Origin of the sequence: Methylobacterium sp. PvP105 (assembly GCF_017876975.1) — a bacterium.
Classification (GTDB): domain Bacteria; phylum Pseudomonadota; class Alphaproteobacteria; order Rhizobiales; family Beijerinckiaceae; genus Methylobacterium; species Methylobacterium radiotolerans.
On record NZ_JAGIPA010000001.1, the window covers coordinates 581,228 to 598,131 of the forward strand.

The 16,904-nt window shown below is 71.5% G+C and carries 14 protein-coding genes and 1 tRNA gene; 8 read left to right on the forward strand and 7 right to left on the reverse strand.

Going from position 1 to position 16,904, the window contains the following annotated elements; all coding sequences use genetic code 11:
- Nucleotides 1-18 precede the first annotated feature (18 nt).
- From dnaA to J3A75_RS02815, 3 genes are all read left to right on the forward strand, one after another.
- Complete coding sequence (gene dnaA, locus J3A75_RS02805) at nt 19-1,515, forward strand: chromosomal replication initiator protein DnaA (RefSeq protein WP_024827926.1); 1,497 nt, start codon at nt 19-21, stop codon at nt 1,513-1,515.
- A gap of 270 nt (nt 1,516-1,785) precedes the next feature.
- Nucleotides 1,786-2,994 (forward strand): acetyl-CoA C-acetyltransferase, encoded by a 1,209-nt coding sequence (locus J3A75_RS02810; RefSeq protein ID WP_024827925.1) that lies wholly within the window; start codon nt 1,786-1,788, stop codon nt 2,992-2,994.
- A gap of 120 nt (nt 2,995-3,114) precedes the next feature.
- On the forward strand, nt 3,115-3,630 hold the full coding sequence (locus J3A75_RS02815; RefSeq protein WP_053620406.1) for a hypothetical protein: 516 nt from the start codon (nt 3,115-3,117) through the stop codon (nt 3,628-3,630).
- Between the two features lie 30 nt (nt 3,631-3,660).
- Here the strand turns inward: J3A75_RS02815 and J3A75_RS02820 are convergent, their stop codons facing one another.
- On the reverse strand, nt 3,661-4,440 hold the full coding sequence (locus J3A75_RS02820) for an EAL domain-containing protein (protein ID WP_059408993.1): 780 nt from the start codon (nt 4,438-4,440) through the stop codon (nt 3,661-3,663).
- 113 nt (nt 4,441-4,553) lie between these two features.
- Between J3A75_RS02820 and J3A75_RS02825 the strand changes: the two genes are divergently transcribed.
- Nucleotides 4,554-6,755, forward strand: a complete 2,202-nt coding sequence (locus tag J3A75_RS02825) for a 3-hydroxyacyl-CoA dehydrogenase NAD-binding domain-containing protein (protein ID WP_070998230.1) — start codon at nt 4,554-4,556, stop codon at nt 6,753-6,755.
- Here the strand turns inward: J3A75_RS02825 and J3A75_RS02830 are convergent.
- Nucleotides 6,725-7,687, reverse strand: coding sequence for a LysR substrate-binding domain-containing protein (locus J3A75_RS02830; protein WP_245364379.1), 963 nt, complete (start codon nt 7,685-7,687; stop codon nt 6,725-6,727). The two genes, J3A75_RS02825 and J3A75_RS02830, sit on opposite strands and share 31 nt — an antisense overlap.
- Nucleotides 7,688-7,872: 185 nt before the next feature.
- Between J3A75_RS02830 and J3A75_RS02835 the strand changes: the two genes are divergently transcribed.
- Nucleotides 7,873-8,757: an amino acid ABC transporter substrate-binding protein gene (locus tag J3A75_RS02835; protein WP_245364378.1), complete on the forward strand. Its 885-nt coding sequence runs from the start codon at nt 7,873-7,875 to the stop codon at nt 8,755-8,757.
- A gap of 15 nt (nt 8,758-8,772) precedes the next feature.
- A complete protein-coding gene (locus tag J3A75_RS02840; protein WP_063111069.1) occupies nt 8,773-9,831 on the forward strand; it encodes a threonine aldolase family protein in 1,059 nt (352 codons plus the stop codon).
- A gap of 4 nt (nt 9,832-9,835) precedes the next feature.
- Here the strand turns inward: J3A75_RS02840 and J3A75_RS02845 are convergent, their stop codons facing one another.
- The 3 genes from J3A75_RS02845 to J3A75_RS02855 all read right to left on the reverse strand — a co-directional run bounded on the left by J3A75_RS02845 (nt 9,836) and on the right by J3A75_RS02855 (nt 14,567).
- Nucleotides 9,836-10,705 carry a 3'-5' exonuclease gene (locus tag J3A75_RS02845; protein ID WP_059408997.1) on the reverse strand — a complete coding sequence of 290 codons (870 nt, stop codon included), beginning with the start codon at nt 10,703-10,705 and terminating at the stop codon, nt 9,836-9,838.
- 72 nt (nt 10,706-10,777) lie between these two features.
- The gene (gene ligA, locus J3A75_RS02850; protein ID WP_209649680.1) at nt 10,778-13,210 is read right to left on the reverse strand and encodes an NAD-dependent DNA ligase LigA; all 2,433 of its coding nucleotides are present in this window, start codon (nt 13,208-13,210) and stop codon (nt 10,778-10,780) included.
- A 64-nt stretch (nt 13,211-13,274) separates the two neighbouring features.
- The gene (locus tag J3A75_RS02855) at nt 13,275-14,567 is read right to left on the reverse strand and encodes an MFS transporter (protein ID WP_209649682.1); all 1,293 of its coding nucleotides are present in this window, start codon (nt 14,565-14,567) and stop codon (nt 13,275-13,277) included.
- A gap of 128 nt (nt 14,568-14,695) precedes the next feature.
- On the opposite strand from J3A75_RS02855, the gene J3A75_RS02860 reads away from it, so the two are divergent.
- Entirely contained in the window at nt 14,696-15,412 is a 717-nt protein-coding gene (locus J3A75_RS02860) for a 4'-phosphopantetheinyl transferase family protein (RefSeq protein WP_029359129.1), read from the forward strand.
- Between the two features lie 85 nt (nt 15,413-15,497).
- Nucleotides 15,498-15,574, forward strand: a tRNA-Pro gene (locus J3A75_RS02865).
- A 219-nt stretch (nt 15,575-15,793) separates the two neighbouring features.
- Here J3A75_RS02865 and J3A75_RS02870 read toward each other — a convergent pair.
- Both J3A75_RS02870 and J3A75_RS02875 read right to left on the reverse strand, forming a co-directional pair.
- Entirely contained in the window at nt 15,794-16,075 is a 282-nt protein-coding gene (locus tag J3A75_RS02870) for a hypothetical protein (RefSeq protein ID WP_024827918.1), read from the reverse strand.
- Between the two features lie 297 nt (nt 16,076-16,372).
- A complete protein-coding gene (locus J3A75_RS02875) occupies nt 16,373-16,714 on the reverse strand; it encodes a hypothetical protein (protein WP_133250867.1) in 342 nt (113 codons plus the stop codon).
- Between the last annotated feature and the right edge of the window lie 190 nt (nt 16,715-16,904).

Sequence of the window (16,904 nt, forward strand, 5' to 3'; positions counted from 1 at the left end):
GCGTCGGGAGAGCCAGTGATGCGTGTCGACGGAACGGTGGCGAGCGACGACGACGGGGGCCGCAACGGTGGCGGCAACACGGATTACGGGTCTGCCTGGGCCCGGGTGAAGCGCCGGCTGCGGGCCGAGCTCGGCGAGGACGTGTTCGCGAGCTGGTTCGCCCGCCTGGAGCTGGAGACCGTGGCCGGCGGAACGGCCCGTCTGACGGTCCCGACCCGCTTCCTCAAGAGCTGGATCGAGTCGCACTACCTCGACCGCGTGCTCAACACCTTCAAGGCCGAGGTCGAGGAGATCGCGCGGATCGAGGTCGGCGTGCGCGGGACCGGGGCGCCGGTCCGTCCGGTCGCCGCCGGGGTCGCCAAGGCCGGCCCGGCCAGCGGACCGCTCGCCCGCCTCCACGCGACCAGCGCGCCGATCCCGGTCGCCGCGGTCGCGCCGACGCCCGAGGCGCGCGGCGGCGAGGCCGGGGGCGATCTCAGCGGCACGCCGCTCGACGCGCGGCTGACCTTCGCGAGCTTCGTGATCGGACGCTCGAACGCGCTGGCGCACGCCGCCGCCGAGCGGGTCGCCAATCACCAGGGGGAGGGCGCGCTCTACAACCCGCTCTACCTCCACGCGGGCGTCGGGCTGGGCAAGACCCACCTGCTGCACGGGATCGGCCACGCTGCCCGCGAGGCCGGGCGCCGGGTGATCTACCTGACCGCCGACCGGTTCATGTACGGCTTCGTCAACGCCCTGAAGACCCAGTCGGCGCTCGCCTACAAGGAGCGGTTGCGGGGCATCGACCTGCTGATCCTCGACGACGTCCAGTTCATCCAGGGCAAGTCGATCCAGGCCGAGTTCGGCCACACGATCAACGCGCTCATCGATGCCGGACGTCAGGTCGTCGTCGCCTCCGACCGGCCCCCGACCGAGCTCGAGGCCCTGGACGAGCGGGTGCGCTCGCGGCTCGGCGGCGGCCTCGTGGTCGAGATCACGGCCCTCGACGAGGCCCTGCGCGTCTCGATCCTGTCCGCCCGCCTCGCCGCGGTGCGGGCGTCCCATCCGGGCTTCGACGTCTCGCCGCAGGTGGCGGCCTACGTGGCCCGTGCGATCACCGCCAACGGCCGCGACCTCGAGGGCGCCGTGAACCGCCTGCTGGCCCACGCCACGCTCACCGGCACCGCCGTGACGATGGAGACGGCCGAGAGCGCGATCCGCGACTTGGTAAAGAACCGCGAGCCGAAGCGGATCAAGATCGAGGACATCCAGAAGCTGGTCGCCTCGCGCTACAACGTCTCGCGGTCCGACATCCTGTCGGAACGGCGCACCGCCGCGGTGGTGAAGCCGCGTCAGATCGCCATGTACCTGTCCAAGGTCCTGACGTTGCGCTCGCTGCCGGAGATCGGCCGCCGGTTCGGAGGGCGCGATCACACCACGGTGCTCCACGCCGTGCGCAAGATCGAGAAGCAGATCGGTGAAGATTCGGTGCTCGGCGATGAAGTCGAGCTGCTGAAGCGGATGCTTCAGGACTAGTCGAGACCGGGCAATCCACCGGAGCAACCCGCTCAAAGTGGATCGGGTCCGTCCCGGAATGGCCGCCGGAGCGGTCCGAGCGTCGGCCTGATCGGCGCCGGTCCCGGACGATCACTGCCAAAACTCCGCCGCTGTCACGCGCCCTTCGCCGGCTCCCCGCTTCCGGGGCTGGCCGAGGGCGCGCGCGCCGTGGCAGACTGGCGCGAACCGAGACGGCCCTGTAAGGCCGCGTCGCCGACCGGCGAAGACCGACGCCCCGGGGGAGTGCTGATGACGGACGCCTTCATCTACGACCACGTTCGCACGCCGCGCGGGCGCGGCAAGGCGGACGGCTCCCTCCACGAAGTCACCGCCCTGCGACTCGCCGAGACCGCGCTCCGCGCCCTCAAGGACCGCAACGGCCTCGACACGGCCCTGGTCGACGACGTGGTGCTGGGCTGCGTCGATCCGGTAGGGGAGGCGGGGGGCGACATCGCCCGCGCCGCAGCCCTGGTGGCCGATTACGGGGCGCACGTGCCGGGCGTGCAGATCAACCGCTTCTGCGCCTCCGGCCTCGATGCGGTGAACTTCGCCGCCGCGCAGGTCATGAGCGGCCAGCACGAGATGGCGGTGGGCGGCGGCGTCGAATCGATGAGCCGCATCGGCATCGGCGCCTCGGGCGGTGCCTGGCCGGTCGACCCGGCGATCGCCATCAAGTCCTACTTCATGCCGCAGGGCGTCTCGGCCGACCTGATCGCCACCAAGTACGGCTTCACCCGCGACGAGTGCGACGCCTACGCGGTGCGCTCGCAGGAGCGCGCGGCGAAGTCGTGGGGCGAGGGCCTGTTCGACCGCTCCGTGGTTCCGGTCCGCGACGTGAACGGCATCACGCTCCTCGACCGCGACGAGCACATGCGCCCCGGCACCGACATGCAGTCGCTCGCCGCGCTGAAGGCGTCCTTCGTGCAGATGGGCCAGATGGGCGGCTTCGACGCCGTGGCGACCGACGCGCATCCGGACGTCGAGACGGTCGAGCACGTCCACCACGCCGGCAACTCCTCCGGCATCGTCGACGGCGCCGCCGCCGTGCTTATCGGCTCCCGGGCAGCCGGCGAGGCCGCGGGCCTGCGCCCGCGCGGCCGGATCCGCGCCTTCGCCAATATCGGGTCGGATCCGGCGCTGATGCTCACCGGGCCGGTGGACGTCACCCGCAAGGTGCTGGCGAAGTCGGGCCTGAGCCTCGCGGACATCGACCTGTTCGAGGTCAACGAGGCCTTCGCGGCGGTGGTCCTGCGCTTCTGCCAGGCCTTCGACCTCGACCCGGAGGCGGTCAACGTGAACGGAGGCGCCATCGCCCTCGGCCACCCGCTGGGCGCCACCGGCGCGATGATCCTCGGCACCGCCCTCGACGAGCTGGAGCGGACCGGTAAGGAGCGCGCGCTGGTCACGCTGTGCATCGGCGCCGGCATGGGCACCGCGACCATCATCGAGCGGGTTTGAACCGCCGCGCGCCTGGGAGCGGCGCGGCGCCGCTCCCCAAAGTCCGGGAACGCTGCTAGAGGCGCGGGCGACGCTCGGCCCTTTCGCGGTCCGGACGATAAAACAACGGGAGACAAGCCCTTGAACCGCCTGATTGCGACGCTCTGTCTGGGCGTCACCCTGAGCCTGCCGGTGGCCGCCCGCGCCGACGACGCCGCGGACCGCGTCGCCGCGGCCACGAACCTCGTCAACAAGACCCTGATCAAGAACCTTCAGACCGGGTTCAACGTCGCCCTCGAGAAGACCGTGGCGCCGATGCCGGAGGCCCGCGCCGAGGCCGTGCGCAAGGAACTGCTGGACGAGTTCGAGAAGCAACGCGCCCTCATGGTGCAGGGACTCTCGAAGGACTACGCCGAGAAGTTCAGCCTCGCCGAGCTCAAGCACCTCGACGAGATCTACTCGGACCCGACCTATCTCAAGTTCCAGACAATGAACGCCGATCCGAACTCGTCGGTGACCGCGATCTCGCAGAACTCCGTCACCAAGCTGCTCAACATGCTGGCGGTCGCCGCGGCGACCGACAACGCGCCGAAGCCCGGCACCCCGCCGGTGCCGGCCGTGCCGCCGGCCGCGGCGCCGACCCCGGCTCCGAAGTAGGCGATGAAGGCCGCGCGCGTCGGTCCGGCGTCAGGCTGCGCGCGCGGCAGCCACGGGGGCGAAGCCCGCGACCGGGGGCAGTCCCTCCAGGAGGGGCTTGGCGAAGTGGTAGCCCTGCACGAGCGTGATCCCGATGTTTCGCAGGGCGTCGAGCTCCCCGGCGGTCTCCACGCCCTCGGCGAGCACCGTGACGTCGAGGGCGCGGGCGATGGCGGCCACGCCCGAGACGATGGCGTAGCGCCCGGCGTCGCTGTCGAGGCCGCGCAGCACGTCCATGTCGATCTTGATCAGGTCGGGGCGGAAGTTGGCGAGCAGGCTCAAGCCCGCGAAGCCGGCGCCGAAATCGTCGAGCGCCGTCAGGAATCCCTGCTTCCGGTAGGCGGCGACGATGCCCTTCACGTGCTCGAGGTCGCGGAACCGCTCCTGCTCGGTGAACTCGAACATGATGCGCCGGTGGGCGAAATCGATGCGCCGGGCCGCCTCGAGCGAGGCGCGGATGCAGGCATTCGGCTCGTAGACCGCGTTCGGCATGAAGTTGATCGACAGCCGCGTGGCGCTGTCGCGGGGGAACAGGGTGCCGGCGAGTTCGATCGCCTTGACGCGGGCGGCCTGATCGAACTGGTAGCGGGTGTCGTCGGTCACCCGGTCGAGGATCGTGTAGGCTGGCTCGCCGTTCGGACCGCGCACCAGCGCCTCGTAGGCCCAGACGCTGCCGTCCGCGAGGTCGAGGATCGGCTGAAACGCCATCGTGAAGTCGAAGTCGAGCTTGGTGCCGGCGCGACAGGCGCGGCAGCCGGAATCCTTCGTCATGTGCGGCTTTCGGTGAGTGACCCCGGCCGGCGGACAATGGGCGGCCGCGCTCAACACAACCTTAATGCAAGCGCGCCGGCGGATCGTCGGCGGAATCCAGGGAGGACGGCACCGTGACGCTGACCGATTTCCGCTTCGAGACCGATCCCGACGGCATCGCTCTGGCGACCTGGGACATGCCCGGCCGCTCGATGAACGTCATCACCGAAGGCGTGATGGACCAGCTCGAGCAGATCGTCGAGCAGGTCGCGTCCGATCCGACGATCAAGGGCTGCGTCATCGCCACCGGCAAGGACAATTTCTCCGGCGGCGCCGACCTCACCATGCTGCAGGGCCTCGGTCGGGCCTACGAGCAGCTGAAGGCCGAGCAGGGCGAGGAGGTGGCGATGCGCCACTTCTTCGAGGCCTCCCGGCGCCTGTCACTGCTGTTCCGGCGGCTGGAGACCTGCGGCAAGCCCTTCGCCGCGGCCATCCAGGGCCTGTGCCTGGGCGGCGCCTTCGAGCTGGCGCTGTCGTGCCACTACCGGGTCGCGTCCGACGACGGGAAGACCCGCGTCGGCCTGCCGGAGATCAAGGTCGGCCTGTTCCCGGGCGGCGGCGGCACGCAGCGGGTCGCGCGCCTGATGCAGACCGGCGATGCCCTCCAGATGCTGTTCAAGGGCGAGCAGATCCGCGCGCCCATGGCCAAGGGCATGGGACTGATCCACGCCGTGGCCCCGCAGGCCGAGATCGTCGAGCGCGCCAAGGCCTGGATCCGCGAGGGCGGCTCCGCGGTGGCGCCGTGGGACGTGCCGAAGTTCAAGGCCCCGTCCGGCAAGGTCTACTCGCCCGCCGGCATGATGATCTGGCCGCCGGCCAACGCCATCTACCGCCGCGAGACGCACGACAACTACCCCGCCGCCAAGGCGATCCTGGCCTCGGTCTACGAGGGCCTGCAGCTGCCGATGGACCTCGCCCTGCAGGTCGAGAGCCGGTACTTCGCGCATATCCTGCGCTCGACCGAGGCGGCGGCGATGATCCGCACGCTGTTCATCTCCATGGGCGAGCTGAACAAGGGCGCGCGCCGCCCGAAGGACGTGCCGGCCACCGACCTGCGCAAGGTCGGCGTGATCGGTGCCGGCTTCATGGGCGCGGGTGTCGCCTACGTCACCGCCCAGGCCGGCATCGAGGTGGTTCTCGTCGACCAGTCCGTCGAGGCCGCCGAGAAGGGCAAGGCCTACGCCCACACCCTGATCACCGGCCAGATCAACAAGGGCCGGGCCAAGACGGCCGACCGGGAGGCGCTGCTCGGCCGGATCCAGGCCACGGCGGATTACGGCGCCCTCGCCGAGTGCGACCTCGTGATCGAGGCCGTCTTCGAGGATCCGCGCGTGAAGGCCGAGGTGATCCAGAAGGTCGAGGCGGTGATCCGCCCCGACGCGATCTTCGCGTCCAACACCTCGACCCTGCCGATCACGGGGCTGGCCAAGGCGTCGCAGCGGCCGGCGCAGTTCGTCGGCATCCACTTCTTCTCGCCCGTGGAGAAGATGATGCTCGTCGAGATCATCAAGGGCGAGGCGACCGGAGACGCGGCGCTCGCCGCCGCTCTCGACTACGTGCGGCTGATCAAGAAGACCCCGATCGTCGTGAACGACGCCCGCGGCTTCTTCGCCAACCGCTGCGTCGGCGCCTACATCCTCGAGGGGCACAAGATGCTCGCCGAGGGCGTGCCGCCCGCGATGATCGAGAGCGCCGGCCGCCAGGCGGGCATGCCGGTCGGGCCGCTGTCGCTCAACGACGAGGTCGCCCTCGATCTCGTGCTCAAGATCGCCAAGGCTACCGAGGCGCAGGTGGGGCAGGGCGCCGTCGACCCGGCGCAGAAGGCGATCCTCGCCGAGATGGTCGAGAACCAGGGCCGTCTGGGCCGCAAGAACCGCAAGGGCTTCTACGACTACCCCGAGGGCGCGCCGAAGCGCCTCTGGCCCGGCCTGAAGGAGCTGCAGCCGAACCGGCTCGATCCCGACGCCGTCGACTTCACCGAGCTGAAGCAGCGGCTTCTGGTGGTCCAGGCGCTGGAGGCTGCCCGCACGGTCGGCGAGGGCGTGGTCACCGACCCGCGCGAGGCCGATGTCGGCTCGATCCTCGGCTTCGGCTTCGCGCCGTTCACCGGCGGGACCCTGTCGTACATCGACTTCATGGGCGCGGCGGCCTTCGTCGACCTCGCGCGGTCGCTCGAGGCCAAGCACGGGCCCCGTTTCCACGTGCCCGACAACCTGGCCGCGATGGCCGAGCGCGGGGGCACGTTCTACGCCGGCGCCGAGAAGCGCGCCGCCTGAGCACCGTCGGCCGGACGCCCGCTCGCGGCGTCCGGTAGCTGGGCGAGTTCCTCCAGCAGGACCGTCCGCGCGCAGGCCCCGAAGGCCCGCATCAGGCGGCCCCGGGCGTGATCCGGGGGGAACAGCAGCGCGAAATGCACGGGGAGCGCGGGGGCGAAGGGCCGGATCGCGATCGGCGAGACCTTCGCCTCCTCATGGGCCGCCAGCGGATTCATGACGCTGACCCCGAGCCCGGCCGAGACGAGCGTGCAGATCGAGGCGCCGAGGCCGGCCTCGGCGGTGATGGTCAGGCCGATCCCGGCCGCCTCGAAGATGGCCTCGGTCCGGCCGCGCAGGGCGCTCCCGAGCGAAGCGGCAACGAACGGTACGCCGAGAAAATCCGCGGGCGCGAGCGCGGCCCGCGCGGCGAGGGGATGATCGCGCGGCAGGACGGCGACGCAGGGCCGGGTCTCGACGTGCTCGGCGCGCGCCTCCGGAGCGTCGCCGTACAGCATGGTCAGCGCGGCGTCGCAGGAGCCCGTCGCGAGCCAGTGGTTCACGGTCTCGTCGTCGCCGGAATGGATCGCCACGATCACGTCGGGATGCGCCGCGCGGAAACGCACGACCGCCCGCGCGAGGAGCCCGCCCGCCAGCCGCGGCATCGCGGCCACCCGCAGCCGCTCCGTCCCGAAGGCGCGGATCCGCGCGGCCGCAAATTCCAGGCTGGTGAGACCCACGAAGGCGCGCTCGACCTCCGCGTGGAACCGCGTTCCGTCGAGGGAGGGCACGACCCGGCTCCCGCTCCGATCGAACAGGGGCAGGCCCGTGATGGTCTCCAGCTGGGCGATCAGCCGGCTGACCTGCGGCTGCGAGGTGTGGAGCCGGCGGCTCGCCTCGGTCATCGACCCGGTGGCGACCACGGCCCGGAACGCCTCGATGTGCCGGAAGGTCATGCGCCGCTCGGCCATATCAGATCCGTATGCTCGGCAGGTGAATCGGCATTGGACGCCCGCGCGCGGCCGCTCCTAGGATCGACCGGCAAAGCTTCGGGCCGACTCCCCGTTGGAGCAGCCCGGTGCTTCTCCGGTTCAGACATAGCGAGGGGGTTCGGATCGTGTCGAGGACGCTGCCGCTTCTGTTGGCCACTCTGTGCTGGGCCGGGCTCGCCGCGCCGTCGGCCGCCGAGGGGCGCCTCGACAAGATCCGCGCGACCGGGCAGATCAGCCTCGGCTTCCCGGACTCGTCGCCACCCTTCGGCTTCCTCGACCAGAACGCCAAGCCGGTGGGCTATTCTCTGGAGATATGCGAGCACGTCGCGCAGAAGCTCAAAGCCGTTCTCGGCATGAACAAGCTCGAGGTGCGCCACGTGCCGGTGATGTCGGCGACCCGGATCCCGCTGATCAACAACGGTACGATCGACCTGGAATGCGGCACCGCCAGCAACCTGCCCGAGCGGCATAAGCTGGTCTCGTTCGCGCCGACCACCTTCGTGGCGCAGGTGGTGCTGGTGGCCAAGAAGGACACGCCGGTGGATGTCGACGACATCGCGTCCTTCCGCGGCAAGGCCATCTCGGCCCAGGCCGGCGGCGAGACACAGCGCGTCGCCACCCGGATCAACGTCCGCGACAAGCTCGACATCCAGGTGATGCCCGCCAAGGACACCGCCGAGGTGTTCCTGCTCGTGGAGACCGGCCGCGCGGCGGGCGCCATCAACGATGACGCCCTGGCCCACGCCACGGTGGCGGGCGCCAAGCGCCCGGCGGATTACAAGATCGGCACGAAGGGCCTGGAATTCGCCCCCTACGGGATCCTGGAGCCCAAGGACGACGCGGCCTTCAAGGCGGCGGTCGACAAGGCGGTGGTCGAGTTGATCCAGGACGGGACCGTGGCGCGCCTCTACGGCAAGTACTTCGAGCAGCCGATCCCGCCGAAGGGTATCAACTTGGAGTTGCCGATGAGCGACGTTCTCAGACGTGCCCTCGCCAACCCGACCGATTCCGGTGACGAGGGGGCGTACCGGTAAAGCGGCGGGATCGACATGCGAAACGAACACGGCGAAGCGGCGGACGCGCCGACCGTCGTCGACCTGCGGAGCGACACGGTCACGCGGCCGACCGAGGCGATGTACGCCCGGATGCGGTCGGCGCCGCTGGGCGACGACGGGCTCGACGCCGACCCGACCGCCTGCGCGCTGGAGGAGACCGCCGCCGCCATGCTCGGCAAGGCGGCCGGCCTGTTCGTGCCGAGCTGCACGATGGGCAACCTGCTGGCGATCCTGGCCCAGGTTCAGCGCAGCGAGCAGGTCCTGCTGGAGGCCCAGGCCCACATGCTCCAAACCGAGCGCGGGGCCGCCACCCTGACGGGCGCGTTCCTGTACGGGATCGCCGGAACCGACGGTGCCATGGATCTCGACCGTCTGGAGGACGCCCTCCGGCCCAGTGCGAGCCCGCTGCGGACGGCCATGATCGCCCTGGAGACCTCGCACAACGCCGCCGGCGGCACCGTGCTGCCGCCGGACCACATGGCGGCGGTGGCGGGGATCGCCCGCGCGCGCGGGATAAAGGTCCATCTCGACGGGGCCCGCCTGTTCAACGCAGCGACCCATCTCGGCGTCGCGCCGGCGGACCTCGCCGCCCATGTCGATACCGTGTCGCTGTGCCTGTCGAAGGGCCTGAGCGCCCCGGTCGGGGCGGTGCTCGCCGGTGACGGGCCGGTGATCGCGGCGGCGCGGCGCCTGCGGAAGATGATCGGCGGAACGCAGCGGCAGGTCGGGATCGTGGCGGCCGCCGGGCTGGAGGCGATCACCGTCATGGGCGCACGCCTCGCCGAGGATCACGACCGGGCCCGGCAGCTGAGCGACGGGCTGAACGCCATGCCGCCCCTCGCGGCGACCGCGCCGCAGACCAACATCGTGCAGGTCGATGTCTCGCGGACGGGGTGGGACAGCGCGCGCTGGGTGGCCGATCTCGACGCGGCCGGCATCCGCTCGCGCCCGCTCGGCGCGCGGCGGCTTCGGCTCGTCACGCACCGGCACATCGCGCCGGCCGACGTCGATCGCGCTGTCGCGGCCTTCCGCGCCTGCCTCGACGCGGCCTGACCGGTCAGGCCGCGCCCGCGACCCGGGTCTTCGCGCCGAGCATCCGGGCGAGGAGCACGACGTCGCCGGCATTGTCCGAGAGCAGGTCGGTGATGTCGCCGACCTCCAGCGCCTTCACGTGGCGGCAGCGCATGCCGTAGCGGCCGGCCGTGCAGGTGCAGCGCAGCTCCGGGCCCCCCGGCCGCTCCTCCAGGCTGACGTGGTAGCGGTTGCCGGTCGAGCCGCGCATGGCGAACCGCAGGGCCGCCGGCGCGTCGGAGAAGCCCGCCAGGGCCCGGCCGCTGATCGCACCCGGCGCGCGGCGCGGCACGGCGGGGCCGCCGACCGCCCGCGTGACCGGAAGGCTGAGCGCGGCCGCGAGGGCGTGCATGTCCGCGACCGCCCGCTCGCGCATCGCGGCCAGCGCGATCTCCGCGCACGCATAGGCGTCCTCGCCGGCATCGTGGTGCTCGAAGCGGATGCCGAGGCGCCGCGCGACCTTGCCGAGCCCGCAGCCCTCCGGCGCCGGGAAGACCCGGCGAGACACCTGGACCGTGCAGAGATAGGCGAGATCGGGCACCGGCAGGCCTGCCCGGGTCAGGCCGGCGCGCAGGACGCCGATATCGAAGCTCGCGTTGTGCGCCAGGATCAGCCCGCGCGCGAGATCGCCGAGATAGGGCGCCATGACGGCGGCGAAGTCGGGCTTGTCGGCGACGTCGGCCGGCAGGATGCCGTGGACGCGAATGTTGCCCGGCGCGAAGCGCATCTCGGGGGGCCGGATCAGGTGGCTCTCGCGGCGCACGACCCGGCCATCCGCGATCCAGGCGAGCCCCACCGCGCAGGCGCTGTCACGCCGCTCGTTGGCCGTCTCGAAGTCGAGGGCCAGGACCGTCATCGCGGTTCAACCATACCGGGTGGAAGTTCTCGGGGTGTTCCCCGAGAGGTCTAGGCCGGCCGGACTCGGGCTTCAACCCTGCGCCACCATCGCCAGCCAATCGTCCTCCGAGACGACCCGGACACCGTGCTTCTGGGCGTCCTTCAGCTTCGAGCCCGCTCCCGGGCCGGCGACGACCAGGTCGGTCTTGGCCGAGACCGAGCCCGAGACCTTCGCGCCCAGCCGCTCGGCCACCGCCTTGGCCTCGTTGCGGGTCATCTTCTCCAGGGCGCCGGTGAAGACCACGGTCTTCCCCGCGAAGGTGGAGGCCGCGGCGGCCCGCTCCATCGGCTGCACCGCGACCGCGTCGAGCAGCGCGGTGACGGCGTCGGCGTTGTGCGGCTCGGAGAAGAACAGGAGCAGGGCATCGGTCGCCACCGGGCCGATCTCGCCGTCGTCGGCGAAGACCCGGTAGGCATCGCCGGGACGCTGCGCCGCAGCCCGCGCGATCGCGGCGCGCACCGCGTCGACGTCGCCGTAATGGGCGAGGAGGTTCTCGCGCTGGACGGCGCTCAGGCGCGCCCGCTCCTTGGCTGGCGCCGCGTCGTCCTCCGGGAAGCCGAGATCGAGGAGCCGGTCCCGGGTGGTGCCCCCGACGCGCGGCACTGCGGTGAGTTCGACCCAGTCGGGACCCGGCTGCGCCGCCGCGGCCTCGCGGATCGCCGCGATCAGCGTCGGCATGTCGGCGAAGCGCTTCGCCAGCGCCTTGGCGGTCGCCTCGCCGATCTGCGGGATACCGAGGGCGAAGAGCAGGCGGTTCATCGGCACCGCGCGTCGTGCCTCGACGGCGGCGAGCAGGTTCTTGATCGCCTTGTCGTCCTCGTCGCCCTTCTTCTTGGCGGCCTTCTTGGGCGGCTCGGCCGTCCCCGCTTCCGCGCGCCGCTCGGCCGACAGCGCCTCGCGCCGCGCCACGATCGCGGCCTTGAGTTCCTCGAAGTCCAGGCGGAACAGGTCGGCGGGCTGGCGCACCAGTCCGGCCTCGAACAGGACCTCGATATACGTCTCGCCGAAGCCCTCGATGTCGAAGCCGTTGCGCGACACGAAGTGCTTCATCCGCTCGACGCCCTGCGCCGGGCAGATCAGGCCGCCGGTGCAGCGGCGCACCGCGTCGGGCCGGCCGGTGCGCGGGTTGATGGCGCGGACGGCGCGGCTGCCGCAGGCCGGGCATGACTCCGGGAACGCGTAGGGCCGCGAGTCGGCCGGGCGCTTCGTGAGGTCGACGTCCATGACCTTGGGGATAACGTCGCCGGCCCGGACCACCGTCACGGTGTCGCCGACGCGGATGTCGCGGCCGTCGCGGATCGGCTCGCCGTCGGCGCCGACGCCCTTCACGTAGCCCTCGTTGTGCAGGGTGGCGTTCGACACGACGACGCCGCCCACCGTCACGGGACGGAGCTTGGCGAGCGGGTTCAGCGAGCCCGTGCGGCCGACATTGATGACGATGTCCTCGACGACCGTCGTGGCTTCCTGGGCGGCGAATTTGTGGGCGAGCGCCCAGCGGGGCGAGCGCGAGACGAAGCCCAGCCGCTTCTGGAGCGCGAGGTCATCGACCTTGTAGACGACGCCGTCGATGTCGTAGCCGAGCCCGGCCCGGTCCGCCTCGATGCGGCGGTAATGGGCGAGCATCGCCGCCGTGTCGGTGAAGGTCTCGGTGCGCGGGTTCACCGGCAGGCCCCAGGTCGCGAACTGCTCCAGCACGCCGGTCTGGGTCTCGGCGATCGGCGCCGACAGCTCGCCCCAGGCATAGGCGAAGAATCGCAGCGGCCGGGACGCGGTGATCGCGGGATCGAGCTGGCGCAGGCTGCCGGCGGCGGCGTTGCGCGGGTTGGCGAAGACCGGCTTGCCGGCCGCTTCCTGCCGGGCGTTGATGGCGGCGAAGTCGGCGTGGGACAGGTAGACCTCCCCGCGCACCTCGCAGATCTCCGGCCAGCCGGCTCCCGCGAGCACCGCCGGGATGTCCTGCACCGTGCGGGCGTTGGCCGTGACGTTCTCGCCGACCTCGCCGTCGCCGCGGGTGGCGGCGGTGTCGAGCCGGCCGTTCACGTAACGGAGCGATAGGGACAGGCCGTCGATCTTCGGCTCGGCCGTGAAGGCGAGGGGAGTGTCGTCCGACCAGCCGAGGAAGCGGCGCACGCGCGCGACGAACTCGGCCACCTCCGCGTCGTCGAAGGCGTTGCCCAGCGAGAGCATGGGCACCGCGTGCCGCACCTTGGCGAACTTCTCCGAAGGCTTCGCGCCGACCGACGTGCTGGCGGCGCCGGTACCGGCGAGATCGGGGAAGCGGGCCTCGATGTCTTCCAGGCGGCGGCGCAGCCGGTCGTACTCGGCGTCCGATATCTCGGGCGCGTCTTCCTGATAGTAGAGGCGATCGGCCTCCAGGATCGCGTCCGACAGGCGCGCGTACTCGGCGCGCGCTTCCTCGGCGGTGAGGTCGAGATCGAGTGGTTCGGATTTCGTTGCGGCCATGCCGGGGTTCTAACGCATCGGCGGCCGGCGGGGAGCCGGCCGCGGCGCGCAGTCCCCGATTCCCTCACGGGCGGGGGCTGAGCAGATCGCCGCGCCTCGCCATGCGGAAGGCCGCGAAGAACGTCGCGGCGACCAGCGCGGCGAATGCCTGCAGCGGCACAGCCGGGGCCAGCCAGCCCGCGACCGCGGTCCCGGAGACCGAGCCGAGATTCATGGACGCCATGTACACCTCGAACTGCGTGGCCGCGCCCGGACGGCCCCGACTCGCCGCGAGCAGCGCCGGCATCAGGGCGACGATCAGCAGGCCGGGCAGCACGCTGGTGAGCGCCAGGATGGCCGGTGCCGCGGCCCCGACGAGCCCGGCAGCGATCAGGATCCCGGCCAGAACGAAGGTGACGGCGCTGCCCAGAAGCAGGGCGCGCAACGGCGACGCCGCTCCCGCGCGGTCCGACCAGACACCCACCGCGACGGCTCCCGCCGTGCCGCTCACCAGGGTCAGCACGGCCTGCAGTCGCGACAGGCCGGCGGCCTCCCAGCCCTGCCGCTGGAGGAGATCGATCGCGAAGGGCAACTCGAACAGGCCGAGCGCCGCGTCGACGCCGAAGCACAGGGCGAGCAGCCGCAGGGCGCGCGGACGGCGCAAAGCCACGACCGTCCGGCGCAGGAAGCGGCGGAACGGGACGCGCCGCGGCGGCGGTCCGCGGCGATCGAGCGACCAGATCGGATCGCTCGGCGCCTCGCGGACCAGCAGCATCGGCAAGCTCGCGACGATCGCGGCGGCGAACAGCCAGTGGGCGCTCGCGGAGAAGCCCCAATTCGCGAGCGACCAGCCGAAGAGTGCGGCGCTGAGGCTCGTTCCGGCCGTGAAGCCCGCCCGGGTGCAGGCGCTGACGCGGCCGAGCTCACGGGCCGGGACGTGATCCATGATCATCCGGTCGCAGGCGGTGTCGAGGAGCGACGCGAACAGGCTGTGGACGAGGAAAACCAGGCCGAGCGCTCCGACGGCGTGGCCCCCGGGGACGAGGAGGAGCGCCAGCGTCGCGTGGCATCCGACCAGGGCGGCGACCGCGAAGGGGCGGCGCCGTCCCATCCGCGTGTCCCCGGCCCGGTCCACCCAGGGCCCCCAGAGCAGGGGCTGCAACGTCCACGGCAGGCCCGCCAGAGCGAAGTGCGTCCCCACCTCCGTGGAGGAGACGCCCTGCGCCGCGAGATGATTGGCGAGCGCCGTCAGCGAGAAGCCCGCGATGAGGCCCTGATAGAGATAGGTGGCGAAGAATACCCCGTAGCGGACCGGCCGCAGGCCGAGGCTCGGTCTGCCGGACAGGCCGACGCGGAGATCCGTGCCGGACACCGTCACGGAGCGCGGCGCTCCTTGCAGGAGACGGGCGGCGATCCGATGCTGCTCCTTCCTTCCATCGGATCGCCGCCCGTGCCGTTTCGCTCCCCTGACGCTAGCGCCACTGCTTTCGCCTCGCGAGGTGGCGCGTGAGCGCGGTCGAGGTCTGGATCGTCGACCTCGCCCTGACCCCGGGCCAGATCGACCGGTGCGAGGCCGTTCTCGACGCCGCGGAGCGCGGGCGGGCGGACCGGTTCCTGCGCCCGGTGGATCGGGCGCGGTTCCGCGCCAGCCACGCCGCGCTGCGGCTGATCCTCGGCGACGCGCTCGGTCTCGCGCCGGCCGACGTGGAGTTCCTGGCCGGAGCCGGCGGCAAGCCGGAGCTCGCGGGCGCGGCGCGGGGGGCCGCAGATTTCAACCTGTCCCATTCCGGCGCGCGCGCGCTGATCGGGCTCGCCCGTGACGCGTCGATCGGTGTCGATGTCGAGGCCGTCCGGCCGATCGCCGACGCGCTGCGGATCGCGGCGGCCCATTTCGCCGCCGACGAAGTGTCGGCCCTCGCCGGCGCCCCCCGAAGCGCGGTCGAGCGTCGCTTCTTCGGACTTTGGACCCGCAAGGAGGCGGTGGTGAAGGCGCTGGGCAGCGGCCTGTCGCTACCGCTCGACCGCTTCAGCGTCAGCGTCCCCCCCGAACCGCCGCGCCTTCTCCGGGCTTCCGGCGACGTGTCCTGGAACCTGGAGGGTCCGTGGAGCTTGGCGGAGATCGATTGCGGGAGCGATCACGTGGCGACGGTGGCGGTCCGATCCGCAGGGGCGGAGATCACCTGCCACCGGCTCTCGGACGACTGGCCCGATCATCTCGGCTGAAAAGGCGCGAGACCGCGCTTGCGGTGGGGCAAAGGCGCGGCTATACACCCGCTCGCCGGCCCTGACGGACACGCGGGGCGGCCTTCGGAGTGTAGCGCAGTCTGGTAGCGCACCACGTTCGGGACGTGGGGGTCGCAGGTTCAAATCCTGCCACTCCGACCAAAATTCCCGCGATCTCAAGCTCGGTGAGAACGGAAAGCTGCCCTGCGTCCGCGTGCAGGTGATGCGCGACCGTCCAGCTCAGATCGCGCGACGATGCCACTGCTCCGAAGTGCTCGCGAACGCGGCCATCGGCAAAGGTCCGAGGGCGTCGAGGCTCGCCGGTATCGCGTCATCCCGGATCGGTTCGCAGTCGCGCCTCCGGAGGTCATCGGGCGCGTCTCATTCCGGATCAGGTGTGCCGGGACCAGCCGGGCCGCGTTTCTGAGACGGCACTTCGTCGACCTCCGCAATTCTTGGGATCCTCTCCGGCGGCGTGAGCGGCGCGATGGGCACGCTCTCCACGAGAAGCGCGATCATCTCGGACCGCGAATTCAGGAGAATGGCCGGCGGCTCGCCGGTGATCTGCCGCCATCGCCTGACGAAATCGCCCGCCGGCAACTCGGCGAGGGTGTCCTGGTCGGTTGCGGGGTGGTCCGTTCTGGGCAACGCGGACTGGTCCATGCGCCTCAACGGCGCGGACCACGATTCGGCCTCAGCGTCTGCCCGGGATGGTGAAGCGCGCGTTGCCCCGATCGGGGAAAAATGTGCCCGCCACGGCGAACCGGGCGGGCGAGGTCAGGGGCGCTCGATGCGTTGGCGAGCACCGCGACTCTTCCTAACAGTGACAGGCGAACCGGTAAGCCCGTCGGCGTGACAGATCGCGGCGCTTGACGGCGGGTCTCTCACGATTGCGGCTCCGAGAGCTGTCATCGGTCTCGCGCGGCACACTTCACGTCCCCCACGGGGGCCTGAGCGCGGTCAGGCTGCGCACCGAAGCCCGTTGCCGCGGACGCTGCGAGGCACGACCATCGACCTGTCCCGGGGCGGCAGTAAGTCCATCTGCAAGCAGTGCAGCGCCAGGACGGTCTGCTCTTCCGCCAGGGCGCGCGCCGCGACGCTGAAGCGGCCGGTGGTCATCACGCACGCCTCGGCCGATCCGGCACGCTCCGCCGCCGCGTCGCCCGAGATCGGGAGGTACGCGACGTCGCGATCCGCCGATTGCAGGCACACCCCGACGCGCGTCCGGGCCCGGAGGAGGACGAAGGAGTTTCGATACTGGTATTCCAGACGCCAGGCCGCCGCTTTCAGGCGCCGCAGCATCGGCGCCTCGTAGCCTGCTTGCGCGGAGCTGGCGCAGTCGACGAGGGTCCAGGACGCGATCCCGACCGGCAGGAAGGACGCGAATTCCGCCCGGACCAACCGTCCGAAGTTGCCGATCCGGACGACGGCGCGGAGCGGCCGCGAGAGATGGGCGCGGAGCAGCCGGACCAGTACCCGTTACCAGAGCGCC